25 protein-coding genes and 1 pseudogene are annotated in these 26,084 nt (G+C 71.4%); 15 read left to right on the top strand and 11 right to left on the bottom strand.

Translation table 11 applies throughout. From position 1 onward, the window contains the following. The 4 genes and pseudogenes from HW578_RS07480 to ligA all read left to right on the top strand — a co-directional run. Positions 1-670: pseudogene (locus HW578_RS07480) on the top strand (DNA repair protein RecN); the annotation flags it as partial. Between the two features lie 123 nt (positions 671-793). Next, positions 794-1,264, top strand: a complete 471-nt coding sequence (locus HW578_RS07485) for a GNAT family N-acetyltransferase (protein ID WP_198369925.1) — start codon at positions 794-796, stop codon at positions 1,262-1,264. After that, entirely contained in the window at positions 1,261-1,740 is a 480-nt protein-coding gene (locus tag HW578_RS07490) for a GNAT family N-acetyltransferase (protein ID WP_198369926.1), read from the top strand. Before HW578_RS07485 ends, HW578_RS07490 begins: the two co-directional genes overlap by 4 nt. Then, a complete protein-coding gene (ligA, locus tag HW578_RS07495; protein ID WP_198369927.1) occupies positions 1,737-3,890 on the top strand; it encodes an NAD-dependent DNA ligase LigA in 2,154 nt (717 codons plus the stop codon). Before HW578_RS07490 ends, ligA begins: the two co-directional genes overlap by 4 nt. A gap of 57 nt (positions 3,891-3,947) precedes the next feature. Here the strand turns inward: ligA and HW578_RS07500 are convergent, their stop codons facing one another. Continuing rightward, positions 3,948-4,343: a DUF1622 domain-containing protein gene (locus tag HW578_RS07500; protein ID WP_232478760.1), complete on the bottom strand. Its 396-nt coding sequence runs from the start codon at positions 4,341-4,343 to the stop codon at positions 3,948-3,950. Between the two features lie 152 nt (positions 4,344-4,495). Here HW578_RS07500 and HW578_RS07505 point away from each other — a divergent pair, with 152 nt between their 5' ends. Both HW578_RS07505 and HW578_RS07510 read left to right on the top strand, forming a co-directional pair. Then, positions 4,496-5,932: a DUF2252 domain-containing protein gene (locus HW578_RS07505; protein ID WP_198369929.1), complete on the top strand. Its 1,437-nt coding sequence runs from the start codon at positions 4,496-4,498 to the stop codon at positions 5,930-5,932. Between the two features lie 90 nt (positions 5,933-6,022). Further along, complete coding sequence (locus tag HW578_RS07510) at positions 6,023-6,661, top strand: LysE family translocator (RefSeq protein WP_198369930.1); 639 nt, start codon at positions 6,023-6,025, stop codon at positions 6,659-6,661. A gap of 105 nt (positions 6,662-6,766) precedes the next feature. Here HW578_RS07510 and HW578_RS07515 read toward each other — a convergent pair whose 3' ends face one another. Together HW578_RS07515 and HW578_RS07520 are read right to left on the bottom strand one after the other, a co-directional pair. Then, complete coding sequence (locus HW578_RS07515) at positions 6,767-7,198, bottom strand: hypothetical protein (protein ID WP_198369931.1); 432 nt, start codon at positions 7,196-7,198, stop codon at positions 6,767-6,769. Between the two features lie 216 nt (positions 7,199-7,414). Continuing rightward, a complete protein-coding gene (locus tag HW578_RS07520) occupies positions 7,415-9,220 on the bottom strand; it encodes a M24 family metallopeptidase (protein WP_369407844.1) in 1,806 nt (601 codons plus the stop codon). Between the two features lie 134 nt (positions 9,221-9,354). Here HW578_RS07520 and HW578_RS07525 point away from each other — a divergent pair, with 134 nt between their 5' ends. The 4 genes from HW578_RS07525 (at position 9,355) to HW578_RS07540 (ending at position 12,345) form a co-directional block, all read left to right on the top strand. After that, positions 9,355-9,732 (top strand): DUF1127 domain-containing protein, encoded by a 378-nt coding sequence (locus HW578_RS07525; protein WP_198369933.1) that lies wholly within the window; start codon positions 9,355-9,357, stop codon positions 9,730-9,732. Positions 9,733-9,835: 103 nt separating this feature from the next. After that, complete coding sequence (locus HW578_RS07530; protein WP_198369934.1) at positions 9,836-10,759, top strand: LCCL domain-containing protein; 924 nt, start codon at positions 9,836-9,838, stop codon at positions 10,757-10,759. A gap of 143 nt (positions 10,760-10,902) precedes the next feature. Next, the gene (locus HW578_RS07535; protein WP_198369935.1) at positions 10,903-12,015 is read left to right on the top strand and encodes an LLM class flavin-dependent oxidoreductase; all 1,113 of its coding nucleotides are present in this window, start codon (positions 10,903-10,905) and stop codon (positions 12,013-12,015) included. Positions 12,016-12,057: 42 nt separating this feature from the next. Beyond that, positions 12,058-12,345, top strand: coding sequence for a hypothetical protein (locus tag HW578_RS07540; protein WP_198369936.1), 288 nt, complete (start codon positions 12,058-12,060; stop codon positions 12,343-12,345). A 23-nt stretch (positions 12,346-12,368) separates the two neighbouring features. On the opposite strand, the gene HW578_RS07545 is transcribed toward HW578_RS07540, so the two are convergent. Then, a complete protein-coding gene (locus HW578_RS07545; protein WP_198369937.1) occupies positions 12,369-12,656 on the bottom strand; it encodes a DUF5908 family protein in 288 nt (95 codons plus the stop codon). A gap of 359 nt (positions 12,657-13,015) precedes the next feature. Next, positions 13,016-14,482 (bottom strand): hypothetical protein, encoded by a 1,467-nt coding sequence (locus tag HW578_RS07550; protein ID WP_198369938.1) that lies wholly within the window; start codon positions 14,480-14,482, stop codon positions 13,016-13,018. Positions 14,483-14,652: 170 nt separating this feature from the next. On the opposite strand from HW578_RS07550, the gene HW578_RS07555 reads away from it, so the two are divergent. After that, positions 14,653-15,516, top strand: a complete 864-nt coding sequence (locus HW578_RS07555) for a LysR family transcriptional regulator (protein WP_198369939.1) — start codon at positions 14,653-14,655, stop codon at positions 15,514-15,516. A 54-nt stretch (positions 15,517-15,570) separates the two neighbouring features. Next, entirely contained in the window at positions 15,571-16,002 is a 432-nt protein-coding gene (locus tag HW578_RS07560) for a globin domain-containing protein (protein ID WP_198369940.1), read from the top strand. Positions 16,003-16,012: 10 nt separating this feature from the next. On the opposite strand, the gene HW578_RS07565 is transcribed toward HW578_RS07560, so the two are convergent. Genes HW578_RS07565 through HW578_RS27735 form a run of 3 tightly spaced genes read right to left on the bottom strand, consistent with a single transcriptional unit; the run spans position 16,013 to position 19,628 of the window. Further along, positions 16,013-16,939 carry a 50S ribosomal protein L11 methyltransferase gene (locus HW578_RS07565; RefSeq protein WP_198369941.1) on the bottom strand — a complete coding sequence of 309 codons (927 nt, stop codon included), beginning with the start codon at positions 16,937-16,939 and terminating at the stop codon, positions 16,013-16,015. Beyond that, positions 16,939-19,131, bottom strand: a complete 2,193-nt coding sequence (locus HW578_RS07570; protein WP_369407845.1) for an ATP-dependent helicase — start codon at positions 19,129-19,131, stop codon at positions 16,939-16,941. Before HW578_RS07570 ends, HW578_RS07565 begins: the two co-directional genes overlap by 1 nt. Further along, on the bottom strand, positions 19,128-19,628 hold the full coding sequence (locus tag HW578_RS27735) for a pentapeptide repeat-containing protein (RefSeq protein WP_369407846.1): 501 nt from the start codon (positions 19,626-19,628) through the stop codon (positions 19,128-19,130). The genes HW578_RS07570 and HW578_RS27735 overlap by 4 nt, the downstream gene beginning before the upstream one ends. 123 nt (positions 19,629-19,751) lie before the next feature. On the opposite strand from HW578_RS27735, the gene HW578_RS07575 reads away from it, so the two are divergent. Continuing rightward, a complete protein-coding gene (locus HW578_RS07575; protein WP_369407847.1) occupies positions 19,752-20,615 on the top strand; it encodes a hypothetical protein in 864 nt (287 codons plus the stop codon). A gap of 297 nt (positions 20,616-20,912) precedes the next feature. Here HW578_RS07575 and argB read toward each other — a convergent pair whose 3' ends face one another. Beyond that, positions 20,913-21,803 (bottom strand): acetylglutamate kinase, encoded by an 891-nt coding sequence (gene argB / locus HW578_RS07580; protein WP_198369943.1) that lies wholly within the window; start codon positions 21,801-21,803, stop codon positions 20,913-20,915. A 118-nt stretch (positions 21,804-21,921) separates the two neighbouring features. Between argB and HW578_RS07585 the strand changes: the two genes are divergently transcribed. Together HW578_RS07585 and HW578_RS07590 are read left to right on the top strand one after the other, a co-directional pair. After that, on the top strand, positions 21,922-22,329 hold the full coding sequence (locus HW578_RS07585) for a hypothetical protein (RefSeq protein WP_198369944.1): 408 nt from the start codon (positions 21,922-21,924) through the stop codon (positions 22,327-22,329). Next, a complete protein-coding gene (locus tag HW578_RS07590) occupies positions 22,326-23,633 on the top strand; it encodes an NtaA/DmoA family FMN-dependent monooxygenase (protein ID WP_198369945.1) in 1,308 nt (435 codons plus the stop codon). The genes HW578_RS07585 and HW578_RS07590 overlap by 4 nt, the downstream gene beginning before the upstream one ends. Positions 23,634-23,707: 74 nt before the next feature. Here the strand turns inward: HW578_RS07590 and yihA are convergent, their stop codons facing one another. Both yihA and yidC read right to left on the bottom strand, forming a co-directional pair. Continuing rightward, a complete protein-coding gene (yihA, locus tag HW578_RS07595; RefSeq protein WP_198369946.1) occupies positions 23,708-24,364 on the bottom strand; it encodes a ribosome biogenesis GTP-binding protein YihA/YsxC in 657 nt (218 codons plus the stop codon). A 54-nt stretch (positions 24,365-24,418) separates the two neighbouring features. Beyond that, the coding region (gene yidC / locus HW578_RS07600; RefSeq protein WP_198369947.1) for a membrane protein insertase YidC at positions 24,419-26,084 on the bottom strand (1,666 nt) is incomplete at its 5' end.

Consider the following 26,084-nt stretch of genomic DNA (forward strand, 5'->3'; position numbering starts at 1 on the left):
GGCGCTGGACGCCGGATCCGGCCGCGTCGCCGCGCTGGAGCGCGACGAGGCCGCGGCGCGCCGTGCCTACCTCGCCGCCGCCGCCGCGCTGACGGGGGCACGGCGGGATGCGGCGCAGCGGCTTGAGAAGGCGGCGGCGAAGGAGCTGCCGCCCCTCAAGCTCGACCGCGCGCGCCTCGTCATCGACATCGCGACGAAGGACGAGGCCGGCTGGGGGCCTGACGGGCAGGACCGCGTGGCCTTCCTGGTCTCGACCAATCCCGGCCAGACGCCCGGCGCACTGGCCAAGATCGCCTCGGGCGGCGAATTGTCGCGCCTGATGCTCGCGCTGAAGGTGGTGCTCGCACGCGGATCGCCGGTGCCGACCCTGGTGTTCGACGAGGTCGATTCCGGCATCGGCGGCGCCACCGCTGCGGCGGTTGGCGAACGGCTCGCGCGCGTGGCGGAACGGCTGCAGGTGCTGGTGGTGACGCATTCGCCGCAGGTCGCCGCGCGCGGCGCGGCGCATCTGCGCGTCGCCAAGCAGGTGAAGGGCGGGCGCGCCGAGACGCGCGTGGAGACCCTGCCCGAGAGCGAAAGGCGCGAAGAGCTGGCGCGCATGCTGGCGGGCGAGCGCGTGACCGATGCGGCGCGCGCGGCGGCGGAAAGCCTGCTGGCGGATGCGCGGTAGCTGGGCCGCCGCCGCTCCCCGGCCTTCGTCCGGCATCGCCGGGATGCCTCGCCGCCCCCCCGAGATGCAGCGGGGAATCCGGGGCAGGCGTCCCTGCCCGACCTTCCGCCCGCCTGCCTCGCCATGATCCGCCGCGCGAAGATCGACGACGCCCCCGCGCTGCGGACCCTGATGGCCGCCCTGAACCGCGATCAGGGTGATCCGGACGACCTGCTGACCGCGGCGGATGTGCGAGACGACATCATCGCCAGCGCGACGACGATCGCGATGGTGGCGGAGGCGCAGGGCACGCTGGTCGGCTACGCCACCGCGCATCCCACCTATGAGACCGGGCATGGGGAACGCGGCCTCTATGTGGGGGACCTTTACGTCGCGCCGGGGCATCGCCGCCGGGGCATCGCGCGCGCGCTGCTCGCCGCCGTCGCGCGCGCGGGGCATGCGCAGGGCGCGCGGCATCTCTGGCTGACGGCGAAGCCCGGGAACACGGCCGCGCACGCCTTCTACCGGCGCCTGGGCAGCCGTGGCGAAAGCGTGGTCGCCTTCGCTGTCGTGCACCAGGATTTCCTCAACCTGGCCGCGGAGCCGCCGCCATGATCCGCCCCGCGCGCGACGACGAGGCCGAGGAGGTGGCGGCGCTGTTCAACGCCATCAACAGCCTGGACGAAGGCGGCCCGGTCGTGACCATGACGGGGGCGCATGTGCGCCGCGATCTGTTGGGGCCGGCGCCGCTGTCGATCCTGCGCGTGGCGGAAGCCGATGGCGTGCTGGCCGGCTTCGTCACCGGCAACATCGTGTTCGATTCCACCCGCGCGGCGGGCGGTTGCATCGTGGTGGACCTCTATGTCCGCCCGGAGTTCCGCCGGCGGGGCATCGGCCGCGCGCTGATGGCGGCCCTGGCGGCCGAGACCCGCGCCGCCGGCGCCGTCTGCCTGTGGTGGGGCGTCGATGAGGGCGACGACGAGGCCACGGCGTTCTACACAGCGCTCGGCGCCGGATCGGAAGGCGGCTTCGAAGGCCGCATCCTGGTCGGCGCCGCCTTCGACACGATCGCCGACGAGGCCGCGCCATGACCACGCTGCGCACCCGCGACACCGCCAGCCTGACCGAGGCGGAAGCCGCCGAGGAACTGGCCGCGCTGTCCGTCGAGATCGCGCACCATGATGCGCTGTATCACGGCCGGGACGCGCCAGAGATCAGTGATGCCGCCTACGACGCGCTGGTCGCGCGCAACCGCGCGATCGAGGCACGATTCCCCGCGCTGGTGCGCGCCGACAGCCCATCCCGTCGCGTCGGTGCCGCCACCGCCGAGGGCTTCGCCAAGTCGCGCCATGGCGAGCCGATGCTCTCGCTCAACAACGTCTTTTCGCAGACGGAATTCGGCGAGTTCTGTGCCTCGATCCGCCGCTTCCTCGGGCTGTCCGCGGAGGACCCGCTGCGCTTCGTGGCCGAGCCAAAGATCGACGGGCTGTCGATCAACCTGCTCTACGAGGACGGCGCCTTCATCAAGGGCGCGACGCGCGGCGACGGCATCGAGGGCGAGGACGTCACGCAGAACCTGCTGACCATCGCCGACCTGCCGAAGCGCCTGCACGCGCCCTTCCCCGCCCGCATCGAGATCCGCGGCGAGGTCTTCATGGACAAGGCGGATTTCCTGGCCTTCCGCACGGCGCAGGAACAGGCCGCCGCCGAGCGCGAACAGCGCCGTGCGCGCGGCGAGAAGCTCGGCGATGCGGTGGTCGTCCCGGCCAATCCGCGCAACGCCGCGGCGGGATCGGTGCGCCAGCTCGATGCGCGGATCACCGCCTCGCGCCCGCTGAAGCTGTTCGCCTACGCCATGGGCGCGTCGAGCGAGCCGCCGGCGGAGAGCCACCACGCCTTCCTGCAGCGACTGCAGCACTGGGGCTTCGCGGTGAACCCGCTCTCGACGCTGCTCGATACCGAGGCCGATGCCGAGGCCTTCCAGCGCCGGATCGGCGATCAGCGCGCCGCGCTCGGTTACGACATCGACGGCGTGGTCTACAAGCTCGACCGACTGGACTGGCAGCGGCGCCTCGGCTTCGTCGGCCGCGCCCCGCGCTGGGCGACGGCGTGGAAGTTCCCCGCCGAGCAGGCGACCACCGTGCTGCTGGACATCGAGATCCAGGTCGGGCGCACCGGCGCGCTGACACCGCGCGCGGTGATGCAGCCGGTCACGGTGGGCGGCGTCGTGGTGCGCCACGCCACGCTCCACAACGAGGACGAGATCGCGCGCAAGGACATCCGCATCGGCGACACGGTGCGCATCCAGCGCGCCGGCGACGTCATCCCGCAGGTGGTTGAGGTGTTGCCGGACAAGCGCCCGCCCGGCGCGCAGCCCTTCGCCTTCCCCACTGCCTGCCCGGTCTGCGGCAGCCACGCCATCCGCGACGGGGAGGACGTGGTGCGCCGCTGCACCGGCGGCCTCGTGTGCCCCGCGCAGGCCGTGGAACGCCTCAAGCACTTCGCCTCCCGCCGCGCGATGGACATCGAGGGCCTCGGCGAGGAGAACATCCAGAAGCTGTTCGACGAGGGCCTGGTGCGCTCACCCGCCGACATCTTCCGCCTGGCGCACCACGCGGAGCGCATGCGCCAATGGGAAGGCTGGGGGGCGCGCTCGAAGAAGTCCGACGAGGCGCGCAAGGTGGCGAAGCTGCTCGAGGCCATCGAGACGCGTCGTAGCGTCCCACTGGAACGCTTCATCTTCGCGCTCGGCATCCGCCGCATCGGCGAGCAGAACGCGAAGCTTCTCGCGCGCCACTACCACACGCTCGAGGAGTGGCGCGCGAAGATGGTCGCCGCGCATGTGATCGGGTCGGAGGCGCGCGAGGAGCTCGGCTCGATCCAGGGCATCGGCCCCGCCATCGCCGAGGAGCTGGTGGAATTCTTCGCCGAACCCCGCGCACTGGCCGCGCTCGACGACCTGGCGCGCGAGGCCCCGCCCCTGCCCGCGGAATCCACCGCCGCCGCCGACAGCCCCTTCGCCGGCAAGACACTGGTCTTCACCGGCACGCTCGAGACGCTGACGCGCGACGAGGCCGAGGCGCAGGCCGAACGCCTCGGCGCGAAGGTCACCAAGTCGGTGTCGAAGAAGACCGACTTCGTGGTGGTGGGCGCCGATGCGGGGTCGAAGGCGACCAAGGCGGCGGAGCTCGGCCTGCGCATCCTGACCGAGGCGGAGTATCGCGACCTGGCCGGGCTGTAGGCGGCCGGCGCGAAGGCCTGCCCCGGGCCGCTCAGCCCGACGCGCCCCGCCTCGCCGTCACGGCTTGGAAACCGGCGCGCCCTCCGCCGTGACCTGGCCGTGGGGCGGCGCCCCGTCCTTGGCCGCGAGCTCGCGCTGCAGGAAGTAGTTGAGGAAGGTGCGGATCGCCGCCACCGCCGCCAGCTTGCCGATCTGCTCCCAGTTGGGCGAGATCGCGGTGCCGACGATGTCGGCCGCGAGCTGGAACTCGAGCGCCAGCGACAGCACCCGCGCCAGGCCCATGCGCACGTCGCCGGCCGGGCGGCCCGACGCATGGGCGCACAGCCTCACGATCGCGACCAGCATGCCCACCAGGATGATCGCAACGCTGACCGCCTCGATCCCGAGCTTGAGCCATGACGCCGCCGTGCTGACAGCCGCCTCGAGGCCTTCAAGCGATGCGGCATCATGCATGCGGGTCGGTCCGGCAGGGGTGTTCAAGGATGTCCGCCGGGCGCTTTCGCGAAGTTGATCCTGATCAAGGCGCTCACCCGCGTCGCCGCGCAGACTGCCAGACATTCGCGGCGCGTTCACCGGATGCCTCTTGGGAGGCGAAGGAGCGACTGATGAAGAAGGCCACGCGAAAACACCCGGCCAGCGCCGCACGGCCAGTCGAAGCCCCGCCAGCGCCGCCCGCCGCGACGCAGGCCCATGGTGCCTCGATCGCCGAGCGGCTGGAGGCCGGCAAGGCGCTGCGCAACATCCTCCCGCGCGCATCCCAGGCCGCCTGGAAGCGGCCCGCCAACCGCAAGGACCCGATCGCGCTCCTGCAGGAATCCGATGCCGAGCGCCTGCCGGAGCTCGTGCCGATCCGCTACGGCCGCATGCTGCAATCGCCCTTCGCCTTCTACCGCGGCGCGGCCGCCGTCATGGCGGCCGACCTGGCGACCCTGCCGGCGAGCGGCCATCGCGTGCAGGCCTGCGGCGACTGCCACCTGATGAATTTCGGCGGCTTCGCCACGCCCGAGCGCAACATCCTCTTCGACATCAACGATTTCGACGAGACGCTTCCCGCGCCCTGGGAATGGGACGTGAAGCGGCTTGTCGCCTCCTTCGTACTGGCCGCGCGCTCCAATGGCCTGTCCGACAGGATCGGGGAGGAGGCGGCGGTCGCCTGCGCCCGCAGCTACCGCAAGCGCCTGCGCGAATACGCCGAGATGGACCCGCTCGAAGTCTGGTATGCGCGCCTCACGGCGCAGGACGTCATGGCCCTGGTGCCGCCCGCAATCCAGGACCGCATCGAGACGCGGCTCGCGAAGGCATCCGCCGGCAGCGGCTCGGAGCTCGACTTCCCGAAGCTTGCGGGCGTGGTGGGCGGGCGGACCGCGATCCGCGACACGCCACCCCTGATCTTCCACCCCGAGGCCGCACGCAACAAGGAGTTCGAGCAGATCCTCGATACGGTCTTCGCCGCCTATCGCGAGACGCTCAGCGAGGAGCGGCGCGTGCTGCTCGACCGCTACCGGGTAGTGGATGCGGCGATCAAGGTGGTGGGCGTGGGCAGCGTGGGCCGGCGCTGCTGGATCGTGCTCATGATGTCCGCCACCAACGACCCGCTGTTCCTGCAGTTCAAGGAAGCGGTGGCCTCGGTGCTGGAACCCTTCGCAGGGGCGAGCCGCCACGCGCATCACGGGGAGCGCGTGGTGGTCGGCCAACGCCTGACGCAGCCGGCCTCCGACGTCTTCCTCGGCTGGGTCACGGGGACGAACGGTCGGCAGTTCTATGTGCGCCAGCTGCGCGACGCGAAGATCAAGCCGATGGTCGAGACCTTCGACGAGGAGATGATGGTGCTCTACGCCAAGCTGTGCGGCTGGACGCTGGCGCGTGCCCACGCCAAGAGCGCGGACGTGACCGGCATCGCCGGCTATCTCGGCTCCGGCGCGCAGTTCGACGATGCAATGGGCCAGTTTGCCCTGGCCTATGCCGACCAGGCCGAGCGCGACCACGCGGCGCTGAAGGCGGCAGTGCGCAAGGGCACGGTGCAGGCGCATACGGAGGCGTAGCGCAGCCCGCGACTCACATCAGGAAGCCTGATGCAAACCATCAGGCCAATGCGTTGGACGAATGAGGGCCGGCCGAGACATCACCCGGCCATGCCCGTCGATCCTTCCCTCCTTGCCGGATACCTCCTTGCCTGCCTGGTTCTCGTGGTGACACCTGGGCCGGACATGGCCTTCGTGCTGGGCCAGACGCTCTCGGGCGGGGCTCGCCGCGGCTGGGCGGCGACCGCGGGCGTCTATGCCGGCGTGGGCGTGCACATCGCGCTCGCAGCCGCGGGCGTGGCTGCGCTGGTGGCGGCGCACCCGGCGCTGTTCACCGCGCTGCGCATCTCCGGCGCGCTGTATCTGCTGTGGCTCGGCGCGCAGGCGCTGCGCGCGGCGCTGCGCAGCCCGGGGCCCGACAGCGCTGCGGCGGCGCCGGCGATCAGCCTTGCCGCCGCCTTCCGCCAGGGCTTCGTGACGAATCTGCTGAACCCGAAGGTGGGGCTGTTCTTCCTCGCCTTCGTGCCCCTCTTCGTCGATCCCGGCCGCAGCCCGGTGTGGGTGCAGATGCTGCTGCTCGGCCCTTTGCTGCCGGCCATCGCGCTGCCCTTCTATGCGCTGCTGATCCCGGCGGCGGCGCGCATCGCGGGACGGCTGCGCGCTTCCAGCGCCGGGCGCTGGATGGATGGCGCGGCGGGCACGCTCTTCGTCGGCCTCGGCGTCAGGATGCTGCTCGGCGCGCCGCGCTGAACGGCGCATCGCGCCCGGCGCTCAGCCCGCCGCCGCTGTTCACGACGTGGCCGCCCGGCGGCAGCACCCGGCAAGCGCCGCCGCGGGCGAATACGGTGCGCCGCGTTACGGCGCGGCCTCCAGCGCGCCCAGGCCCTGCTGCGTCCAGGCCACCGATTCGCAGCGCGTCATGCAGGTCACGCGCGTCACCTGCAGCCGCACCTGGGCGCATGCGGCGCCATGCGCGCCGGCGGTGGTCCATTCCTTCGTCTTGCCAGGTGCCACACCGGAGAAGGGGATGGTGGTGGTCGGCACGCGCAGCGGCGCGCCGCTACGCAGATCGGTGGCGGCAATCTCGGCCGCGAAGACGCTGAGGCGGGTGGTGCCGACGTTCCGCAACCGGAAGACCATGGCGCAATAGGGCGTCGCACCACCGCTGTCGTCGCGCGCCACCACCTGCACCTCGGCGCGGCTGAGCACCCGGGTCTGCGCCTGCGCCCCGGCGGCCCCTGCCACCACCAGCAAGGCGCTCAGCGCCACCGCCATGAACCTGCCCATGCACCCGGTCTCCTTGTGCTTGTGTCCCGGTCTTCGCCGGGAGGCACAGGCTAGAGATCGGGCGGGCAGTGTCCCGGATGCATTTCACATCCTGCATCCGGCCGCCGGACCGCTAGAGCCGTTTCCGCTCGCCTAGGCTCGCTACAACGCCTCTAGCCTGTTGTTTTGACGAGCATCTTCACCCGATCAGATGATTCCACCTGATCGAGATCTGATCTAAAGCGGCGCGCAGGCCGCCGCGAGCCACGCCGCCGTCGCGGAATCGAGCCGCGGCCCCACCTCCGCCACGACTCGCGCGTGATAGGCGTCCAGCCACGCCCGCTCCGCCGTCGTCAGCATCGCCGCATCGACCAGCGCGCGGTCGAACGGGGCCAGCGTCAGCGTCTCGAACTCGAGGAACGGCTTCGCCGCGCCAGGCACCGAGGACGGGACCACCAGCAGCAGGTTCTCGAGCCGGATGCCGTATTCGCCGGTGGCGTAGAAGCCGGGCTCGTCGGACAGGATCATGCCTTCGCGCAGGGGCACCACGCGCGCCGCGCGCGAGAAGGCCGCCGGCCCCTCGTGCACCGAGAGGAACGACCCAACGCCGTGCCCCGTGCCGTGGTCGTAGTCGAGCCCGGCATCCCACAGCGGCCGCCGCGCCAGCGCATCGAGGTGCGGCCCGGCGAGACCGGCCGGGAAGCGCAGCGTGGCCAATGCGATATGGCCCTTCAGCACGCGCGTCGCACGTTCGCGCAGCTGAGCCGGCGCCTGCCCCGGCCCGGTCCAGAGCGTGCGGGTGATGTCGGTCGTGCCGTCCAGGTACTGCCCGCCGGAATCGATCAGGTAGCACTCGTCGGGCGCGATGCGGCGGTTACTCTCAGGCGTGACGCGGTAATGCACGATGGCGCCGTGCTCGCCGGCACCGGAGATGGCGGAGAAGGACTCGCCGCGGAAATGCTCGACCTCGCGGCGAAAGGCGAGCAGCCGCTCGGCGGCAGAGATCTCGCTCAGCCCGCCCTTCGGCGCTTCGCGCGCGAACCAGGCGAGGAAGCGCGCCATCGCCACCGCGTCGCGGCGATGCGCGGCGCGCGCGCCGTCGCGCTCGATGGCGTTCTTGCAGGCGCGCGGCAGGCGGCAGGGGTCCTCGTTGGCGCTGACCTCGGCGCCGGCGGCGCGCAGCCGCTCGGTGAACCAGGCGGGCGTCGCCTCGGCGTCAATGCGCACGCGCTTCCCGCGCAGCGCGTCGAGCGCGGCGGGCAATTCTTCGCGCGGGCGGACCACCACCTGGTTGCCCAGATGCGCGCGGGTGGCCGGCGGCACCTTCTGCGGCGCCATGAAGACATCCACGCGCGCGTCGTCATGCAGCAGCGCGAAGCCAAGCGCGAGCGGGGTGTTCGCAAGATCCCCGCCGCGAATGTTGAGCAGCCAGGCCAGCGAATGCGGGTCGGCCAGCACGGCGGCGGCCTCGCCGGCCTCGCGCAGCGCCGCGGCGGCCTCGGCACGCTTCTCCTGGGCCGGCTTGCCGGCGAAGGCGATGGGGTGCGGCACCGCCTCGGCCATCGGCGCCGGCGGGCGGTTGGTCCAGGCGGCATCGACCGGGTTGGCCGCGACGGGCACCAGCGTGACGCCCGGCACCGCAAGCCGCTCGATCGCCGGACCCGCATGCAGCCAGGGGTCGTAGCCGATGCGCAGCCCCTGGGCATGCGCCTTCAGCCAGTCGGTGGCGGGCTCCTCGGTCAGGTGACGGCATTCCCACATCGCCGGATCGGTCTGGTTGCGCACCTGGAGCGTGTAGCGCCCGTCGGTGAAGACCGCGGCGCGGTCGGCAAGCACGATCGCCATCCCGGCGGAGCCGGTGAAGCCGCTGAGCCAAGCCAGGCGCTCGCCGGAGGGCGGCACGTATTCGCCGATATGCTCGTCGGATCGGGGGATGATGAAGCCCTGCAGGCCGGCCTCGGCGAGGCGGGCGCGGAGGGCGGCGAGGCGGTCGCTGGGGGACAGGGTTGTGATCCTCGTTACCGCATTGTTGCATGTATCCACAGGAAACCACGCACCAGACGCATGGCTCGGCTGTGACCTTGGCGCATCATATGTGGCGGCCCTGCACATAGATTGCGTGGCCGAAAGGTTGGTCGCCCCGAACCAGTCGCCAGCCGGGACAAGGACACTTAACCATGGACGCCCATATCACCAAGGCCGAGGCCGCCCTGCTGCTGCCCGCCGCCACCATCCCCTCCCGCCGCCAGGCCGAGGTCGAGGCCCTGCGCCTGCAGGCCATCGCCGCGCGGGACGAGGCGATCGCCGCCGGCTTCCGCCGCGCCAGCCGCGCCGTGATGAACGCCGCCGAGGCGCTGGTCCGCGCACTGGTCACCTTCCCGGCCCGGGTGCAGACCTACCAGGCGCTGCGCAACCTGTCCGATCGGGAACTGCGCGACATCGGCATGACGCGTTTCGACATCGCGCGCGTCTTCGACCCCGCCTTCGCGCCGCGCCCGGCCAACGACGCGCGCTCGACGGGCGGCATGCGCCGCAGCACCCCCCGCGCCGCCTGAGGCCACGGCGGCGCGGTTCGTTCCGCGCCGTTACGATGACCGGTTGTTCACGCTACGGCCGGCCCATAGCATTCCTCCTGCCGAATCTTCCGGGAGGACTGCCATGCGTCGCTTCGTTCTGGCTCTCGGGACCGTGCTGTTCCTGGCTGGGCCGGCCGCGGCCCAGTCCCCCTGTCCCGCCAGTTTCCAGGGCCAGACGGCGCCCATGACCTGCGCCTGCGCGCCGGAAGCCGCCGTTTCGGGCGGCGTCTGGGGCACCGGGACCTACACCACCGACAGCCGGATCTGCCGTGCCGCGGTCCATGCCGGCGCCATCCCCGCCTTGGGCGGCGTCATCGTGGTCACGCCCGCACCTGGCCTGCCCTCCTATGCGGGCAGTGCGGCAAATGGCGTCACCACCTCCAACTACGGGCCGTGGAGCGCATCCTTCACCGTGGCCGCGCCGGCCGCCGCGACCGCCGCCTGCCCGGACACCTTCCAGAACCAGGCCGGCGCGCTGACCTGCACCTGCACGACGGAAGCCGCGCTGTCCGGCTCGGTCTGGGGCACCGGCACCTACACCGCGGACAGCCGCATCTGCCGCGCCGCCATCCATGCCGGCGCCATCCCGGCCACCGGCGGCGTCGTGACCGTGACGCCCGCGCCGGGCCAGCAGGCCTATGCCGGCAGTGCGGCCAACGGCGTCACCACCTCCAACTACGGCCCCTGGAGCGCCTCCTTCACCGTCGCGGCGCCGGGCGTCCAGGCCGCGGCCTGCCCGGCGAACTTCGAGGGCCGCAACGCGCCGCTGAGCTGCAGCTGCACGCCGGACCAGGCGATGTCGGGCTCGGTCTGGGGCACCGGCATCTACACCACCGACAGCCGGGTCTGCCGCGCCGCCGTCCATGCCGGCGTGATCCCGGCCGCCGGCGGGCTGGTGAACGTGGTGCCGGCGCCGGGACAGAACGCCTATGCCGGCAGCGCGGCGAACGGCATCACCACCTCCAACTACGGGCCCTGGGGCGCCTCCTTCACCTTCCGGCGCTGACCGCCCACAGGCGTCCCCGCGCGCCCCGGCTCGCCGCACCGCGTCTAGCACCTTGTTTTTGCGAGCATCTTTACCCGATCAGGTGATTCCACCTGATCGGGATCTGCTCTAGCCTCGCACGGGTCCATACAGGGATCCGCCCGATGCGCCTCGGCCTGTTCATGATGCCGCTGCACCCTCCGCAGCGACCGATGCACGAGACCCTCGCCGAGGATACCGAGAAGTCGCTGCTCGCCGACCGGCTCGGCTTCGACGAGCTCTGGGTCGGCGAGCATTTCTCCGCCACATCCGAGCCCATCGCCTCGCCGCTGATGTTCATGGCCGGGCTGGTGCACCGCACGCGCCTCCACTTCGGCACCGGCGTGATCAACCTGCCCAACCATCACCCGGCGATCGTCGCGGCCGAGGTCGCGCAGTTCGACCACATGTCGGGCGGGCGGCTGATGCTGGGGATCGGCGCCGGCGGCCTCGCCTCCGACTTCGAGCTGTTCGGCGACATCGCGCCGATGGAACGCGGCAAGCGCATGCTCGAGGCGATCGACACCATCCAGGCGATCTGGGCGCGGGACCCGCCCTATGACATCGCCGGCGCGACCTGGCCGATCCGCCTGACGCGCACCGTGCTGCCCGACTACGGCGTGGGCTTCATGCCCAAGCCCTTCCGGCCTGGCGGGCCGTCCATACACATCTCCGCCCGCCAGGCGGAGAGCTACGGCGTGACGGTCGCCGCCGCGCGCGGCTGGGGCGTGATCAGCGCGAATTTCGTGGCGCACCGCATCCTCGCAGGGCATTGGCGCAGCATGGCGAAGGGGCTGGCCGAAGCCGGGCGGCCGGTCGATGGCAGCAACTGGCGCGTTGCCCGCAACATGGTGATCGCCGCCACCGATGCCGAGGCGCGCGCCCGCGCCACCGCACCCGAGGGGGCGACGCACTACTACTACGACTACCTCGGCAGCCTCGCGAAACGCGCCGGCCTCGCGGGCACCATGACCCCGCGCGAGGACATGGACCCGATGGCCGCGACACCCGAGGACATGATCGAGGCCTGCGTCATCGCCGGATCACCCCGCACCGTGCTCGACCGCCTGGTGGCGCTGCGCGAGGAGGCCGGGCCCTTCGGCCATCTGCTGATGCCAGGCCTTGACTGGTCGGGCGTCAACGCGGCCTGGGAGGCGGAGACCATGCGGCGCCTGGCGCTGGAGGTGATGCCGCGGCTGCGCCAGCACGCCGAGGCCACGGCGAGGGCCGCGGAGTAGCACGTTAACCTTCTGCCAAGCAGCGTCGCGCATCCTGCGACGATGCAGGTCGCACTCACCGCGTCCCTCCAGGGCATGCAGCGCGCGACGGACCGCGTCACCGAGGCGGCCACCGTGATCGCGACGCCCGCTGCCACCCCGGCGCGCGGCAGCGATCCCTCACCCGCGCCGCCCACCGGCAACGAGGAGCTCACCGCGGCCCAGGCCAGCGGGGATCTCGAACACGCGCTGGCCGACACGATCCTCGCGCGGCGTGCCTACGAGGCGAACGCCAAGGCCTTCGAGACCAACGCCGCCCTGCAGCGCGAGGCGATCAGCCGCAGCGCCTGAAACACTGACCGCACCGGCGGCGATCAGGAAAACAGGTCGAACCCGTCTGACAGGATCCGGACGCTGCCGTCACCCAAGGTCATGTTGACGCCGCCGGAATGGTGCACCGCGGGCGCGGCATCGGCGGGTGCCGGATCGGGCGCGAGCGCGTCCGTCGCATCGGCGCCGCGCCATTCGGCATCCTTGCCATCCCACCCGTCGGGTGGCGTGGCCTGGAACAGGAGCAGGTCAGTCTCGCCGACCGCGGCGCCCTGGCCGTCCGGCGGGGGAACGGTCACCTTGATCTGGAGCTCCTTGATCTCGATCGGCACGGTGCGTCTCCTCTACGGCCAGATGCGCGCTGCTGGGGCGGTTTGCGATGAAATGCCTCACGGTGAACACCGCCCGCCATGACGGCCCAGTGAGGCGCCGCGCTGGCGGGATACTCGGAGCGGGTCGATGCCGATGCTCCAGACCGGCACGGCGGGGTCCCTGCAACCGATCGCGTGGCAGGGCATGGGCAAGACGCGCGGGGGGCCGCAACCGGCACATGCCGTCTTGATGCGATGACGGCGCCGGCAGCGATATCGCGTCGCGCGCCATGCGCCAGGTCACCTTCACCCTGCACGAGGTGCCATGGGCCGGGCGCGCCGCGCACCCGGCCGCTTCGCGTCGGCGCATGCGCGCCGCGTCAGAACCCGTCACCCGAAACCTTGACGTAGCCCGTGGAGTAGGGCCCTCCCGCTTCGATGCCGCCGGTCGCCCAATCCGACAGGTCATCGAACGGCCCGTCGAGCACCCCGGCGGCCTCCACCTTGATCTCCTCGAAGTTGAGCGAGAAGATTTCGCTTGGCCGGCTCGATGCGTCCGCAGAGGCAAAGCGGATGCCGAGCAGGTGGTCGACCTCGTGTTGCGCGGCCATGGCGTCCTCCGCAGTGATGACGAGGCCATCGACGATGACATCGTCGCCCGAACCGGCGGCGCCGTCGAACACCTTCACCTGTGGGCCGCCGCCCTGGGGCGCGCCACCAGCGGGTGCGCTGTGGGCACCCTGCTGCGAGACGCCCCAGGAGAAGCTCTCGATGTGGATCTCCGCGTTCGCGACGTTGGAGATCTGGAAGTCCGAGATCGTGTCGCCCTTGTCCTCGATGCCCGCCATGGACCGCGTCCCGGCCGCGTCATGGTCCTCGACAACGAGGCCCGGTGCCACGGGGGAGGGGTCCTCCGCGGTGATGATGCGGCCATCGACCACGACGTCATCGCCCGAAGCGACATCGCCGACGGCGACCGTGACACCGCCCCTGAACGTCGCCGCGTAGGGCCCGTCATGGCCCGTGCTACCGCCGACGAGCACGTCGTCGCCACTGCCGCCACCCGAGACTCCGAGGATGGTCGCGCCGGCGAGGTCGCCCGGCGCCTCCTCCCCCGGGCGGGACTCGATCGTGTCGACCGAGACTCGGTAGTCTCGCCACCCGCTGGTCGCCACCGACGCGTCGCTCGACGGGGCGCTGCCCGACGAGAAGCTGTCGATACCGATCTCGCCGCGGTGGTCGTCGCCGCCCGCCTGTGGCGCCACTGCCGACATCGGCGACATCGGCGACACACCGTCCACCCGCGCCCAGGCGAGCACGGTGGTGGCATGGGAGATGCCCGCTGGCGCGTCCGCCGCATCGACGGCGAGCCCCGCGGCGGCGGCACCCGCCGCATCGCCGTCCGCGACCGACTTGCCGAGCAGCGGCGCCGCGAGCGTCTTGCCCGTCCCGGACGGCGCGGCGTCGTAGGTGTTGTTGTTGCCATACTGCGTCCGGAGCATCTCGTCGCCGCCGTTGCGGGCGGCGGTCGCGCCGGTGGGTTCGGCGAACGTCCCCGTCCCCGTCACGCCGCCGTCGCCAGACGGGCTCATATGGCCGCGATCGAAGCCGGAGCCCTGATAGTCGGTGCCTCGCACCGTGAACACGGACCCATCCGCCTGCGCGCTGGCGGAGGTGGCACCGTCGGTGACGGCGCCGCCCGTGTCGATCGGGCTCATCGCGCTCCGGGTCCCCGGCGGGCCGTCGTCCGACTCTCCCTTGATGCCATCGATCGGCAGGTCGATGGCGCGCGTCTCATGGGCAACGGCAGTTCCCTTGATGTCGCCGAGCTTCATGTAGATGGGCATTGCTTGGTGTCCTTGTCCGTGTGTCGGGGTGTGGCCCCGCTCCTGCGCGGCCGGCCTCTCCTATGGATCGCTCCGCACCCGGAAAGGAACCCGCAGGCCTGCACCGCCCGCATGCGCCGTTGCATCCGTGCAGGCGGCTGATGCAGCGTTGCGGCGAGGGAATGTGATGCATGTCGCTGAACTGGGATGACCTGAAGGTGCTGCTCGCGATCAGCCGCTCGGGGTCGCTGACCGCTGCCGCGGCGCTGCTCGGCATCGACCAGTCCACGGCGGGGCGCCGCATCTCGGCGCTGGAGGCCGATCTCGGCGCCATCCTGTTCATCCGTTCCAAGACCGGCTTCGCGCCGACGCCGGCGGGGGAGGCGGCGATCGCGCGCGCACTGGAGATGGAAGCGCGCGCCATCCGGCTCAGCGAGGAAGTCTCCAATGCCGGCCAGGGCGCGGCCGGCCTGGTGCGCCTCATCGGAAATCCGTGGAGCACGACGCGGCTGGTGGAACGCGCGGTGCCGGCCCTGCTGGCGCAGCATCCGCGGCTCGATCTGCGCATCATCACTGCCTACGCCGGGCGCAGCCTCGGGCGGGGAGAGGCCGCGGTCGCATTGTGGTTCGAGGTATCGCCGCGCGAATCGGAATTCGCCGTCAAGCTCGGCGACGTGCCCTACGCGGTCTATGCGCCCGCGGGCGTCGATCCTGGCCCGCTCCCCTGGGTCTCGTTCTGGGACGACGATGCGCCACTTCGGGGACTGATCCGCTGGATCGAGCGCGAACGCAAGGCGGGCGAGGCACTGCGACTTACCGCGACGGATTCGGCCGTGCTGCGCGCGGGCATCCGCGGCGGCCTTGGCAAGGGGCTGCTGCCGATGTGCCTGGCCGAGGACGACCCAACCCTGGCGCGCGTGGCCGACGGCCCGCCCGAGCTCATGCGCACCCTGCACATCCATGCGCATCCGGACACGATCCAGACCGCGCGCATCCAGGTGACGATGGCCTGGCTGCGCGAGTCCTTCGCGAAGGTCTTCCTCCCGGGCGACTGATCGCGGCCGCGCGTGCTAGGGTGTGTTCCGCCACATTACGGTGGATCGGGCGACATGCGGCTTCAGGACGACGAGGTCGATATCGTGCGCGGCAGTTTCTGGCACGTCTCCCGCATGGGCCAGGAGACGGCGGCGATGTTCTACGACCGGCTGTTCGAGATCGCGCCGCAGGTGCGACCGCTGTTCCCCTCCGACCTCGCGGAGCAGGGGACCAAGCTCATGAGCATGCTGGGGTCCATCGTCGCGCGGCTGCATGACCACGAGGTGTTGTTCCCGATGGTGGCGGATCTTGCCCGCCGCCACGTCGACTATGGCGCGCAGCCGGCGCACTACGAAGCCGTCGGCACGGCGCTGATGGCGGCCCTGGCGCGCACGCTGGGCGAACGCTTCACGCCGGAGGTCGAGGCCGCCTGGCGCAACGCCTACGATGCCCTGGCGCGCACCATGATCGAGGCCGCCTGGCCGCCTGCCCTGCCCGCCCGGTGAACGCGCCGCCTCAGCCCCGCCGGCGCAACACCAGCGTGGTCCAGGGCCCGACATCGATGCGGCGCTCGAGCACCAGCCCCTGCCGCCGATGCGCCGCCAGCACCATCCGCGCCTGGGTGCCGAGCAGCCCGGCCAGGATCGCCGTGCCGCCGGGGGCCAGGTGCAGCGCGAGCTCCCGCGCCATTGCACAGAGCGGGCGCGCCAGGATGTTCGCGAAGATCAGGTCGTAGCGCACGCCCTTCATCGCCCGCGGCTTCCAGCCATCGGCCAGGATGGCGCGCATGCGCCGCGGCACGATCCCGTTCAGCCGGGCGTTCTGTTCACACACGCGCACCGACCAGGGCTCGATGTCGGTGGCGAGCGCGCGGCAGGGCAGCGCCTTCACCGCCGCCATGGCGAGGATGCCGGACCCGCTGCCCAGGTCGCAGACCGTCCGTGGGCGGCGATGGGCCACGGCTTCGAAGGCACGCAGGCAGCCCTGCGTCGAGGCGTGCTCGCCGGACCCGAAGGCCAGCCCGGCATCGAGCTTCAGCACGATGCGACCATGCGTGACGGGATCGGGCACATGGGTCGGGCGGATCAGGAAGCGCCGGCCGATCGGCATCTCCGGGAAGGCCTGCACGGTGCGCGCGAGCCAGCCCTCTGCCTCCACCGGCGCGGCCTGCACCGCCGGCGGGTCGATGCCCGCGACCGCCGCCGCGAGGGCCAGTGCGGCGTCCAGTTCTTCGTCATGCGCGCCGGCCTCGCGCACGCCCTCGATGCGCCAGGTGTCCGTCGGTTCGTCCCGGAACAGCGCGACCGTGCTGCACACCTGCTGCAGCGCCGCCTCGAAGACCGGCACGGCATGCTCGGGCAGGTGGTCGATGACCAGGGCCTCGAGCGGCTCCGCGCGGCGGCGCGAGAGGGATGCGGCGGTGTCGGGACCCGACGGGCGCATCAGGTCTTCTCCACGAAGCGGTCGAGCAGGCGCTTCTCGCCGGCCTTGTCGAAGGCGATGTCGAGCCGGTCCTCATCGACGGCGAGGATGCGGCCATAGCCGAACTTCTGGTGGAACACGCGCTCGCCCACGCTGAAGGATGACGCCGCGGCGGGGCGTTCCTTCACCTCCCACGCACCGGCCTCGATCATGCGGCGCGGACGCTGCGCGAACAGCCCGCCGCCGGCGAAGACCGAGCCATGCGAGCGCGCCTCGCGCTGCGCGCCGCCTTCGCGGATGATCTCGCCGGCCGGCAGTTCATCCAGGAAGCGCGAGGGCAGCGAGGACTGCCAGTTGCCGTAGATGCGCCGGTTCGCCGCATGGCTGATCACCGCCACGCGCCGCGCGCGCGTGATGCCGACATAGGCGAGGCGGCGTTCCTCCTCGAGCGACTTCTCGCCGCCCTCGTCGAGCGAGCGCTGGGACGGGAACAGCCCTTCCTCCCAGCCGGGCAGGAAGACCATGTCGAATTCGAGCCCCTTGGCGGCATGCAGGGTCATCAGGGAGACCCGCTCGCCCTCCGCGTCGGCGTCGTTCTCCATCACCAGCGAGACGTGCTCGAGGAAGGCAGCGAGGTTCTCGAACTCGCCCATGGCGCGCACGAGTTCCTTGAGGTTGTCGAGCCTCCCCGGCGCCTCGGGCGACTTGTCCTGCTGCCACATCGCGGCATAGCCGGATTCGTCGATCAGCGTCGCGGCCATCACCACATGCCCCTCGGCAGCATTCTGCGCGCGCCAGCGTTCGAAGCCTTGCAGCAACTCGCGCAGCGCCTCGCGCGCCTTGGCCTGCTTGATGGCACCGGTCTCGAGCGCACGGGCGGCGGCGATCGACAGCGGGATGGCCTGCGCCCGCGCGATCGAGTGCATGGCCTGCATGGCGGTATCCCCCAGCCCCCGCTTGGGCAGGTTCACGATCCGCTCGAAGGCCAGGTCGTCCGCCGGCTGCGCCACCACGCGCAGATACGCCATGGCGTCGCGGATCTCCTGACGTTCGTAGAAGCGCGCCCCGCCGATGATGCGATAGGGCACGCCAAGCACGATCAGCCGTTCCTCGAAGGAGCGCGTCTGGAAGCCGGCGCGCACCAGGATGGCGATCTCGCCGAGTGATTCGCCGGACCGCCGCGCCGCCTCGATCCGCTCGCCGACCATACGGGCTTCCTCCTCGCTGTCCCACAGCGAAACCACGCGCACCTTCTCCCCTTCGGCATCCGCGCGCCCCGCGCGCAGCGTCTTGCCGAGGCGGCCCGTGTTGTGCGCGATCAGCGCCGCCGCGGCGGCCAGAATGGGCTTGGTGGAGCGATAGTTGGACTCGAGGCGCACGATCTGCGCGCCGGGAAAATCCTTCTCGAAGCGCAGGATGTTCTCGATCTCGGCGCCGCGCCAGGAATAGATCGACTGGTCGTCGTCGCCCACGCAGCAGATGTTCCGGTGCCCCTGCGCGAGCAGCCGCAGCCAGTAGTACTGCACCAGGTTGGTGTCCTGGTATTCGTCCACCAGGATGTAGCGGAAGCGCCGATGGTAGTCGGCCAGGATGTCGGGGTGGTTGCGCAGCAGCGTCACCACGTGCAGCAGCAGGTCGCCGAAGTCGCAGGCGTTCAACGCCTTCAGTCGGTCCTGGTAGGCGACGTACAATTCCGTCGCACGCCCGCCGGCATAGTCGGAATCCTCGGCGGGCGTCACTGCGGTCGGCTCCAGCCCGCGGTCCTTCCAGCGCTGTATCACGCCCATCAGCCCGTTCGGCGGCCAGCGCTTGGTGTCGATGCGCGCCGCCTCCATCACCTGCTTCAGCAGCCGCATCTGGTCGTCGGCATCGAGGATGGTGAAGTTCGATGTCAGCCCGAGCTGTTCGGCATGCCGGCGCAGCATCCGCGCCGCCAGTGCGTGGAAGGTGCCAAGCCAAAGCCCCTCGGCCGGCTGGCCCAGGATGGCGGCGACACGCTCGCGCATCTCGCGCGCCGCCTTGTTGGTGAAGGTGACGGCCAGCACCTGCGACGGGAAGGCCTTGCCCTGCAGCAGGATGTGGGCGAAGCGCGTGGTCAGCACGCGCGTCTTGCCGGTGCCCGCGCCCGCCAGCACCAGCAGCGGGCCGTCCACGGCCTCCACCGCGGCGCGCTGCTCGGGGTTCAGCCGCGCCAGGTAGTCGCTGCCGCTCACTGGCAGTTCCCCACCGACCCCGCCGCGCAGACCCGCCGCCCGTCGGTCCAGCGCGCGCCGCCCAGCATCGCACCGGACAGGTTGGCGCCTGCCACATTGGCCCCGGTCAGGTCGGCCTCGGTCAGGTCGGCGCGGAACAGCGTGGCGCGGCGCAGGTCGGCCCCCACCAGAACTGCCCGCTGCAGGTTCGCGCGCGTCAGGTCGGCGCTGCGCAGCACGGCGCGCGACAGGTCGGCGCCCGACAGGTCGGCCGAGACGAAGCGTGCCTCGATCGCATCCGCCTCCACCAGCTTCGCGCCGGTCAGGGTCGCGCGCTGGAAGGATGCGTCGCGCAGCAGGGCGCGCGACAGGTCGGCCCCGGCGAGCTCGCTCGCCTCCAGCAGGCACCGCCGCCATTCGACGCCAGGCGCCGGCGGGTCGGTGCAGCCGGCCATGGCCGGCGAGGCCAGCAGGACCAGCCCCGCGATCAGGGTGGGCAGCGAGGATGGTGTGCGCACGCGCAGGGATATAGAACCTCAGGCGGCTCCCTCCAACCGCCGGACCTCGCGATCCTGTCACCGCTGCGCTTCCTCGAATGGTCGGCCCGGCAGGGCGGCGCGCTGCTGGCGGGCGGCATCTTCGTGGGGCTGCTGGTCCCGCCGCTCGCCGCGCTGTTCCGCGACGTGGTCACCATTACCGTTGCCGGGCTGATGACGCTGGTGCTGCTGCGCGTCGACCTCGCGCAGGTGCTGGCCTATCTGCGCCGGCCGGTGCTGGTGGCCGCACTCACCGCCTGGCTGCTGCTGGTCCTGCCGGTGCTGACCTATGCCGTGGCGATGTCGGCGGGGCTGGATGGGCCACTCGGCGCCGCCCTGGTGATCAGCGCGACCGGCTGCGCGGCCACCTCCTCGCCGGCCTTTGCGCGCCTGGTCGGGCTCGATGGCGAGATCAGCCTGGTGGTGGCGGTGGTGACCACGCTGCTGGTGCCCTTCACCGCGCCGCCGCTGGCGCTGGGGCTGATGGGGATCGACCTCGCCATCTCGCTGCCGGGGCTGATGACGCGGCTCGCGCTCGTGGTGGGGCTGCCGCTGCTGGTCTCGATCGCGATCCGCCGGCTGGTCGCGCCACCGACGCTGGCGCGCTTCGGGGGCGCGGTGGATGGCGCGGTGGTCTGGCTGGTGGTGCTCTACGGCTTCGGCGTGATGGACGGGATGCTCGCGCGGCTGCTGGCGGAACCCTCCTGGGTGCTGGGCGGGCTCGCGCTCGCCTTCGCCGGCAATTTCGGCATGAACGCCGCGACCGCGCTGGCCTTCGCGCCGGCGGGCCGGCGCCTCGCGCTCGCCGGCGGGCTGCTGGCGGGCAACCGCAACATGGCGCTGTTCCTGGCGGTGCTGCCGGTGGCGACGGATGAACGCATCCTGCTGTTCTTCGCGCTCTGCCAGTTCCCGCTCTTCCTCAGCCCGTTCCTGCTGCGCCCGGTCTATGCGCGCATCGGCGGGCGATAGGCCGGCCATGGCGTCGCCCGGCCGCCACGCCGGCGACGACAATCACGCAGGCGGCATCGCCGGCGTGACCGGCCACGGCCCGCGCTGGTAGCGTCCGGGCGGGATCGCGCCAGGCGCCTGCCTCTGCCGATCCTGTTCGCCATCGCGCTGTTGCCGCTGCAAGCCGCGGCGCAGCCGCGCGAACTGCCCGCTGATGGTCGCGATCCCGCCGGGCGCCGTCACCATGGGCGCCGAGGCGGCGGAGGAGGAAAGCGATGGCCTGCCGGCCGACCCGCGCGGCCCGCGGCCGTTCCGGCCTCAGGCGCGGATCAGCGTGCCCGCCCCGCCATCGGTGAACAATTCGCGCAGCACCGCATGCGGCACGCGCCCGTCGAGGATCACCGCGCCCTTCACGCCGCGCTCCACGGCATAGATGCAGGTCTCGACCTTCGGGATCATGCCGCCGGAGATCCAGCCGGCCTCGATGCCGTGCTTCACCTCGGCCACCGTCATCTCCGGGATCAGCCGCTTCTCGGGGTCGAGCACGCCGGGCACGTCGGTCAGCATCAGCAGGCGTTCGGCCCCCAGCGCGCCGGCGATCGCACCAGCGGCCGTGTCGGCATTGATGTTGTAGGTCTGCCCGTCCTCCCCCACGCCGACCGGAGCGACCACGGGTACGATGTCGGCGCCGATCAGCAGCCGCAGCACCTTCGGGTCCACGCTGGCGGGCTCGCCCACGAAGCCGAGGTCGAGCACCTTCTCGATGTTGCTGTCGGGGTCGCGGTAGGTGCGGTTCAGCTTGCGCGCGCGGATCAGCCCGCCATCCTTGCCCGAGATGCCCACCGCCATGACGCCGGCCCGCGTGATGGCCTCCGCCACCTGCTTGTTCACCGGACCGGCCAGGACCATCTCGACCACGTCGAGCATCTCCTCGTCCGTGACGCGCAGGCCCTGCACGAAGGTGGACTTCACGTTCAGCCGCTTCAGCATGGCGTTGATCTGCGGCCCGCCGCCATGCACCACCACGGGGCTCACGCCCACCTGCTCGAGCAGCGCGATGTCGCGCCCGAAGCGCAGCGCGGTCTCCTCCTCGCCCATCGCGTGGCCGCCGTACTTCACCACCACGATCGCGTCGTCGTAGCGCTTCAGGAACGGCAGCGCGCCCGAGAGGATCTGCATCGGGTCGGACGGGGCGGGGGCATCGGGCATCGCTGGCACCTGGCAGGAAGGAAGCGCGGGGGGTTTACGCCGGATCGGCGCGGGGGGAAATCTCCCGCACGGCCGGGGCGCGTTGACAGGCGCGCAACGAAGGGTTGCAGTCCCTGTCATGCCGCGCCTCGCCATCCTGCTGGTTCCGCCCGTGCCCGGTGCCTGCGCGGCGCGCACCCGGCCCGGGCGCAGCGAGGGTGCGCCGCGGGTCTCGCGCCCCGCCGCGCCCCGGGGCGCCTGGCTCATCGGCGGCCACATGCACACGCGGCGCATCCCCGATGGGCTCGGCAGCACGCCGCGCCGCGAGGCGATGGTCCTGCTCAACGGCGCCGAGGCGATGCGCGCCGAGATGCCGCGCGATCGGCCGGCGGCGTTGAAGGGCCGCGCCGAGGGATCGGCAATCGCCGCGATGTGCGCCCCGCGCATGCCGGCGCGCGCCACGGTCGAGGCGACCTGCCTCGTGATGACGGACAACGAGCGCGCCGCCTCGCTGGTCTTCACCGCCGGCACCAGGACGGCCGCATGACCGCCACGCGCCGCATGCACCTGGTCGCCTATCTCAAGACCGGGCCGACCGCGAACCACCCCGGCGCCTGGCGCCACCCCGAGGCCGCGCTCGACGACATCTTCGACCCCGCCCGCTACGAGCATATCGCCCGCGTGCTGGAGGATGCGCGCTTCGACGCCTGCTTCTACGCCGACACCTTCGGCCTGCCCGACATCCATGGCGGCAACTTCGACGCGTATCTCCGGCATGGCGGGCAGATCTCCTACCTCGACCCGCTGGTGGTGCTGCCCGTGATGGCGCGGGTGACGCAGCACCTCGGCCTCGGCGCGACGCTGTCCACCACGCTGCTGCATCCCTACTGGATCGCGCGGACGCTCGCGTCGCTCGACCTGCTGAGCGGCGGGCGGATGGCCTGGAACATCGTCACCTCCGCCACCGACCTCGAGGCGCGCAACTTCGGCCAGGACGGCATCGCGCCCAAGGAGGAACGCTACGACCGCGCCGAGGAAGTGGTAGCCGCCTGCAACGCGCTGTGGGACTCCTGGGACGAGGGCGCGATCGTCGCCGACCGCGAAGGCGGCGTGTTCATCGACCCATCCAAGGTTCGCTACACGAACTTCGAGGGGCGCTACGTGCGCACGCGCGGGCCGCTCGCGATGCCGCGGACGCCGCAGGTGCGCCCGGTCTTCATGCAGGCGGGCTCGTCCGACCGCGGGCGGGACTTCGCGGCGCGCTGGGCCGAGCTGGTGTTCTGCACGCCGCACAGCAAGGCGGACACGCTCGCCTTCACCACCGACATCAAGGCGCGCATGGCGCGCTTCGGCCGCGCGCCGGAGGATTGCAAAATCCTGCCCTCCTTCATGACCGTGATCGGCGAGACCGAGAGCATCGCGCAGGAGAAGTACGAGCACCTGCAGTCGCTGATCGACCCGGAAGCGCAGCGGATGCTGAACTCCGCGCTGATGGGGGTGGACCTGTCGAAGGTCGCCTCGCCCGAGGAGATGCGCGCGAGGCAGGGCAACCAGGGCATCGTGGGGTCGCAGGACCGCGTGCTGCAGGTGATGCGCGCCGAGGGCATCGCCTTCCAAGAGGCGGTGGCGAAGCCCCGCGCGCTGCTGGTCGGCACCGCGCAGACCATCGCGGACACGCTGGAGGACTACTTCACCTCCGGCGCCTGCGACGGCTTCATCGTCACGCCGACGGTGCATCCGCGGATGTTCGAGGAATTCTGCCGGCTGGTGGTGCCGGAATTGCAAAGGCGGGGGTTGTTCCGGCGGGAGTATGCCGGCGCCACGCTGCGCGAGAACCTGGCAAGACCATGATGGCACCGGGGCAGGCGCCGCCGCACGGCCCCGCCCCGCAGCACCGCCCGGCAGGGCTTCGTCCGAAGCGGGCGCTATGCCGCCAGGGAGGCGACCTCGGCGCGCAGCTCGTCGATCCCCTGCCCGGTGCGGCTGCTGGTCACCAGCACCAGCGGATGCCCGGCCGTGTGCTCGCGCGCCAGCGCCTGCGCCTCGGCGAAGCGGGCGGCCAGCTTCACCGGCCCGACCTCGTCCGCCTTGGTCAGCACGATCTGGAAGGCCACCGCGGCGTCGTTGAGCAGTTCCATCGCGGCGCGGTCGGCGGTCTTGGTCTCGATGCGCGCATCGAGGAGCAGCATGACGCGCGCGAGGTTCGGCCGGCCGCGCAGGTAGTCGAACATCATGCCCTGCCAGTCGCGCTGCAGGTCCTTCGATGCCTTGGCATAGCCGTAGCCCGGCAGGTCCACGATCACGAGCCGCTCGGCCAGGTCGAAGAAGTTGAGCTGCCGCGTACGACCCGGCGTCTGCGACACGCGCGCCAGCGCCTTCTGCCCTGTCAGCGCGTTGATCAGCGAAGACTTGCCCACGTTGGACCGCCCGCAGAAGGCCACTTCCGGCAGGCCCGGCGGGGGCAGCTGGTCGGGCTTCTGCGCCGCGTGGAAGAAGGTGCAGGGGCGCGCGAAGAGCAGCCGCCCGGCCTCGAGCAGGGCTGCGCGTTCCTCCTCGGTCCTCGCTTCGGACAGCCCCGTCATCGCATGCCTTTCGCCGGGCAGGTCGTCACGGGCGCCGTGCCGCGCCCATGTGCGTCACTTCCCCTTGCCGCCGGTCTTGGCCGCCTTCGCCGCCGCGCGGTCGTGCCGCATGATGTAGTACTGCTGCGCGACCGACAGCGTGTTGTTCCAGGCCCAGTAGATGATCAGCCCGGCCGGGAAGGACGCCAGCATGAAGGTGAAGATGATCGGCATCCACTGGAAGATCTTGGCCTGGATGGGGTCTGGCGGGGCAGGGTTCAGCTTCTGCTGCACCCACATCGTGATGCCCATGATCACCGCCCAGGCCGGCATGTGCAGGAAATGGCTCCACTGCATCGGGTCGAAGGGCAGCAGGCCGAACAGGTTGAACAGGTTGGTCGGGTCCGGCGCCGACAGGTCATGGATCCAGCCGAAGAAGGGCTGGTGGCGCATCTCGATGGTGACGAACAGCGCCTTGTAGAGCGCGAAGAAGACCGGGATCTGGATCAGGATGGGCAGGCAGCCGGAGGCCGGGTTGACCTTCTCGGCGCGGTACAGCGCCATCATCTCGGCCTGCGCCTTCTGCGGCTCGTCCTTGTAGCGGTCGCGGATCTCGGTCATTTTCGGCGCGAGCACCTTCATCCGCGCCATGGAGTGGTAGGCCTTGTTGGCCAGCGGGAAGAAGGCAGCCTTGATCAGCACCGTGAAGATCAGGATGGCGACGCCGAAGTTGCCGGTCAGGCGGAAGATCCAGTCCAGCGCCAGGAAGAACGGCTTCACCAGGAAGTAGAACCAGCCGAAGTCGATCGCCTTGTCGAAGTCGGTGATCTTCAGCCGGTCCATGTAGCCGTCGAGCAGGTGCACTTCCTTGGCGCCGGCGAACAGCCGCGTGGGCATGGAGCCCGTCGCGCCTGGGGCCACGGCGATCGGCTGCGGCGGCGCCATGTCCACCTGCCAGCGGTCGCCCGCCGTTCCACCGCCCTCGTTCACCGCGCGGTAGGAGGCACGCAGCGTCTGGTCGGGGGATGCCGGCATCACCGCCGCGAGCCAGTACTTGTCGGTGAGGCCGGCCCAGCCGCCGGTGGTCTCCTGGTCGAGTGCGGTGCCGGAACGGCGCGCGGCTTCCGACTTCGCGTCGGAATACGTCACTTCGCGCAGGCGGCCGCCGAGCACGCCGGTGAAGCCCTCATGCAGGATGAAGAAGCCCGCGAGATGCGGCGTGTGCTCGCGCCGCACGCGCACCCAGGGCAGCACGCTCACGGCCTCGGGCCCGCTGTTGAGAACGCGCTGGTCGGCAGTGATCATGTACTGGTCGTCGAGCGAGAGCACGATCTCGAAGACCTGTCCCTGGCCGTTGTCCCAGGAGAGCGTCACCGGCTGGCTCGGCGCCAGCGGCCCGCCGGTCGCGGTCCAGTCGGTCTCGCCATCCGGCACCCGGGTGCGGCCGTCGGCGGCGGTCCAGCCCCACTGCGCGAAATACGGGTTGGCACCGTCGCGCGGGGCAAACAGGCGCACCTGCGGCGAATTGGGTGCGAGCGTCTCGCGATAGGTGGTGAAGACCAGGTCGTCGAGGCGCGCGCCGCGCAGGTTCAGGCTGCCGGCCACACGGGGGTTGCTGACCTGGATGCGCGCGGCGGGCGGACGATCGGTGGCGGCGCTGGCCTCGGCGCGCGGCGGCGCGGCCGTCACGGCAACGCCAGGTGCGCCGGCCGCTGGGGCAGGCACCGGGGCCTGCGCCGCT

The sequence above is a fragment of the Roseomonas rosulenta genome (assembly GCF_016106005.1).
In the GTDB taxonomy this organism is placed as follows: Bacteria; Pseudomonadota; Alphaproteobacteria; order Acetobacterales; family Acetobacteraceae; genus Neoroseomonas; species Neoroseomonas rosulenta.

What these genes read in the sequence shown, in the direction of transcription:
- HW578_RS07500 (WP_232478760.1), bottom strand. Translation starts at nt 4,343, where the DNA reads ATGCATGATGCCGCATCGCTTGAAGGCCTCGAGGCGGCTGTCAGCACG.
- HW578_RS07535 (WP_198369935.1), top strand. Translation starts at nt 10,903, where the DNA reads ATGCGCCTCGGCCTGTTCATGATGCCGCTGCACCCTCCGCAGCGACCG.
- HW578_RS07565 (WP_198369941.1), bottom strand. Translation starts at nt 16,939, where the DNA reads ATGCGCCCGTCGGGTCCCGACACCGCCGCATCCCTCTCGCGCCGCCGC.
- HW578_RS07585 (WP_198369944.1), top strand. Translation starts at nt 21,922, where the DNA reads ATGCCGCGCCTCGCCATCCTGCTGGTTCCGCCCGTGCCCGGTGCCTGC.
- HW578_RS07505 (WP_198369929.1), top strand. Translation starts at nt 4,496, where the DNA reads ATGAAGAAGGCCACGCGAAAACACCCGGCCAGCGCCGCACGGCCAGTC.
- HW578_RS07550 (WP_198369938.1), bottom strand. Translation starts at nt 14,482, where the DNA reads ATGCCCATCTACATGAAGCTCGGCGACATCAAGGGAACTGCCGTTGCC.
- argB (WP_198369943.1), bottom strand. Translation starts at nt 21,803, where the DNA reads ATGCCCGATGCCCCCGCCCCGTCCGACCCGATGCAGATCCTCTCGGGC.
- HW578_RS07490 (WP_198369926.1), top strand. Translation starts at nt 1,261, where the DNA reads ATGATCCGCCCCGCGCGCGACGACGAGGCCGAGGAGGTGGCGGCGCTG.
- HW578_RS07590 (WP_198369945.1), top strand. Translation starts at nt 22,326, where the DNA reads ATGACCGCCACGCGCCGCATGCACCTGGTCGCCTATCTCAAGACCGGG.
- HW578_RS07525 (WP_198369933.1), top strand. Translation starts at nt 9,355, where the DNA reads ATGGACGCCCATATCACCAAGGCCGAGGCCGCCCTGCTGCTGCCCGCC.
- HW578_RS07560 (WP_198369940.1), top strand. Translation starts at nt 15,571, where the DNA reads ATGCGGCTTCAGGACGACGAGGTCGATATCGTGCGCGGCAGTTTCTGG.
- HW578_RS07485 (WP_198369925.1), top strand. Translation starts at nt 794, where the DNA reads ATGATCCGCCGCGCGAAGATCGACGACGCCCCCGCGCTGCGGACCCTG.
- ligA (WP_198369927.1), top strand. Translation starts at nt 1,737, where the DNA reads ATGACCACGCTGCGCACCCGCGACACCGCCAGCCTGACCGAGGCGGAA.
- HW578_RS07515 (WP_198369931.1), bottom strand. Translation starts at nt 7,198, where the DNA reads ATGGGCAGGTTCATGGCGGTGGCGCTGAGCGCCTTGCTGGTGGTGGCA.
- HW578_RS07555 (WP_198369939.1), top strand. Translation starts at nt 14,653, where the DNA reads ATGTCGCTGAACTGGGATGACCTGAAGGTGCTGCTCGCGATCAGCCGC.
- HW578_RS07540 (WP_198369936.1), top strand. Translation starts at nt 12,058, where the DNA reads ATGCAGGTCGCACTCACCGCGTCCCTCCAGGGCATGCAGCGCGCGACG.
- HW578_RS07510 (WP_198369930.1), top strand. Translation starts at nt 6,023, where the DNA reads ATGCCCGTCGATCCTTCCCTCCTTGCCGGATACCTCCTTGCCTGCCTG.
- yihA (WP_198369946.1), bottom strand. Translation starts at nt 24,364, where the DNA reads ATGACGGGGCTGTCCGAAGCGAGGACCGAGGAGGAACGCGCAGCCCTG.
- HW578_RS07530 (WP_198369934.1), top strand. Translation starts at nt 9,836, where the DNA reads ATGCGTCGCTTCGTTCTGGCTCTCGGGACCGTGCTGTTCCTGGCTGGG.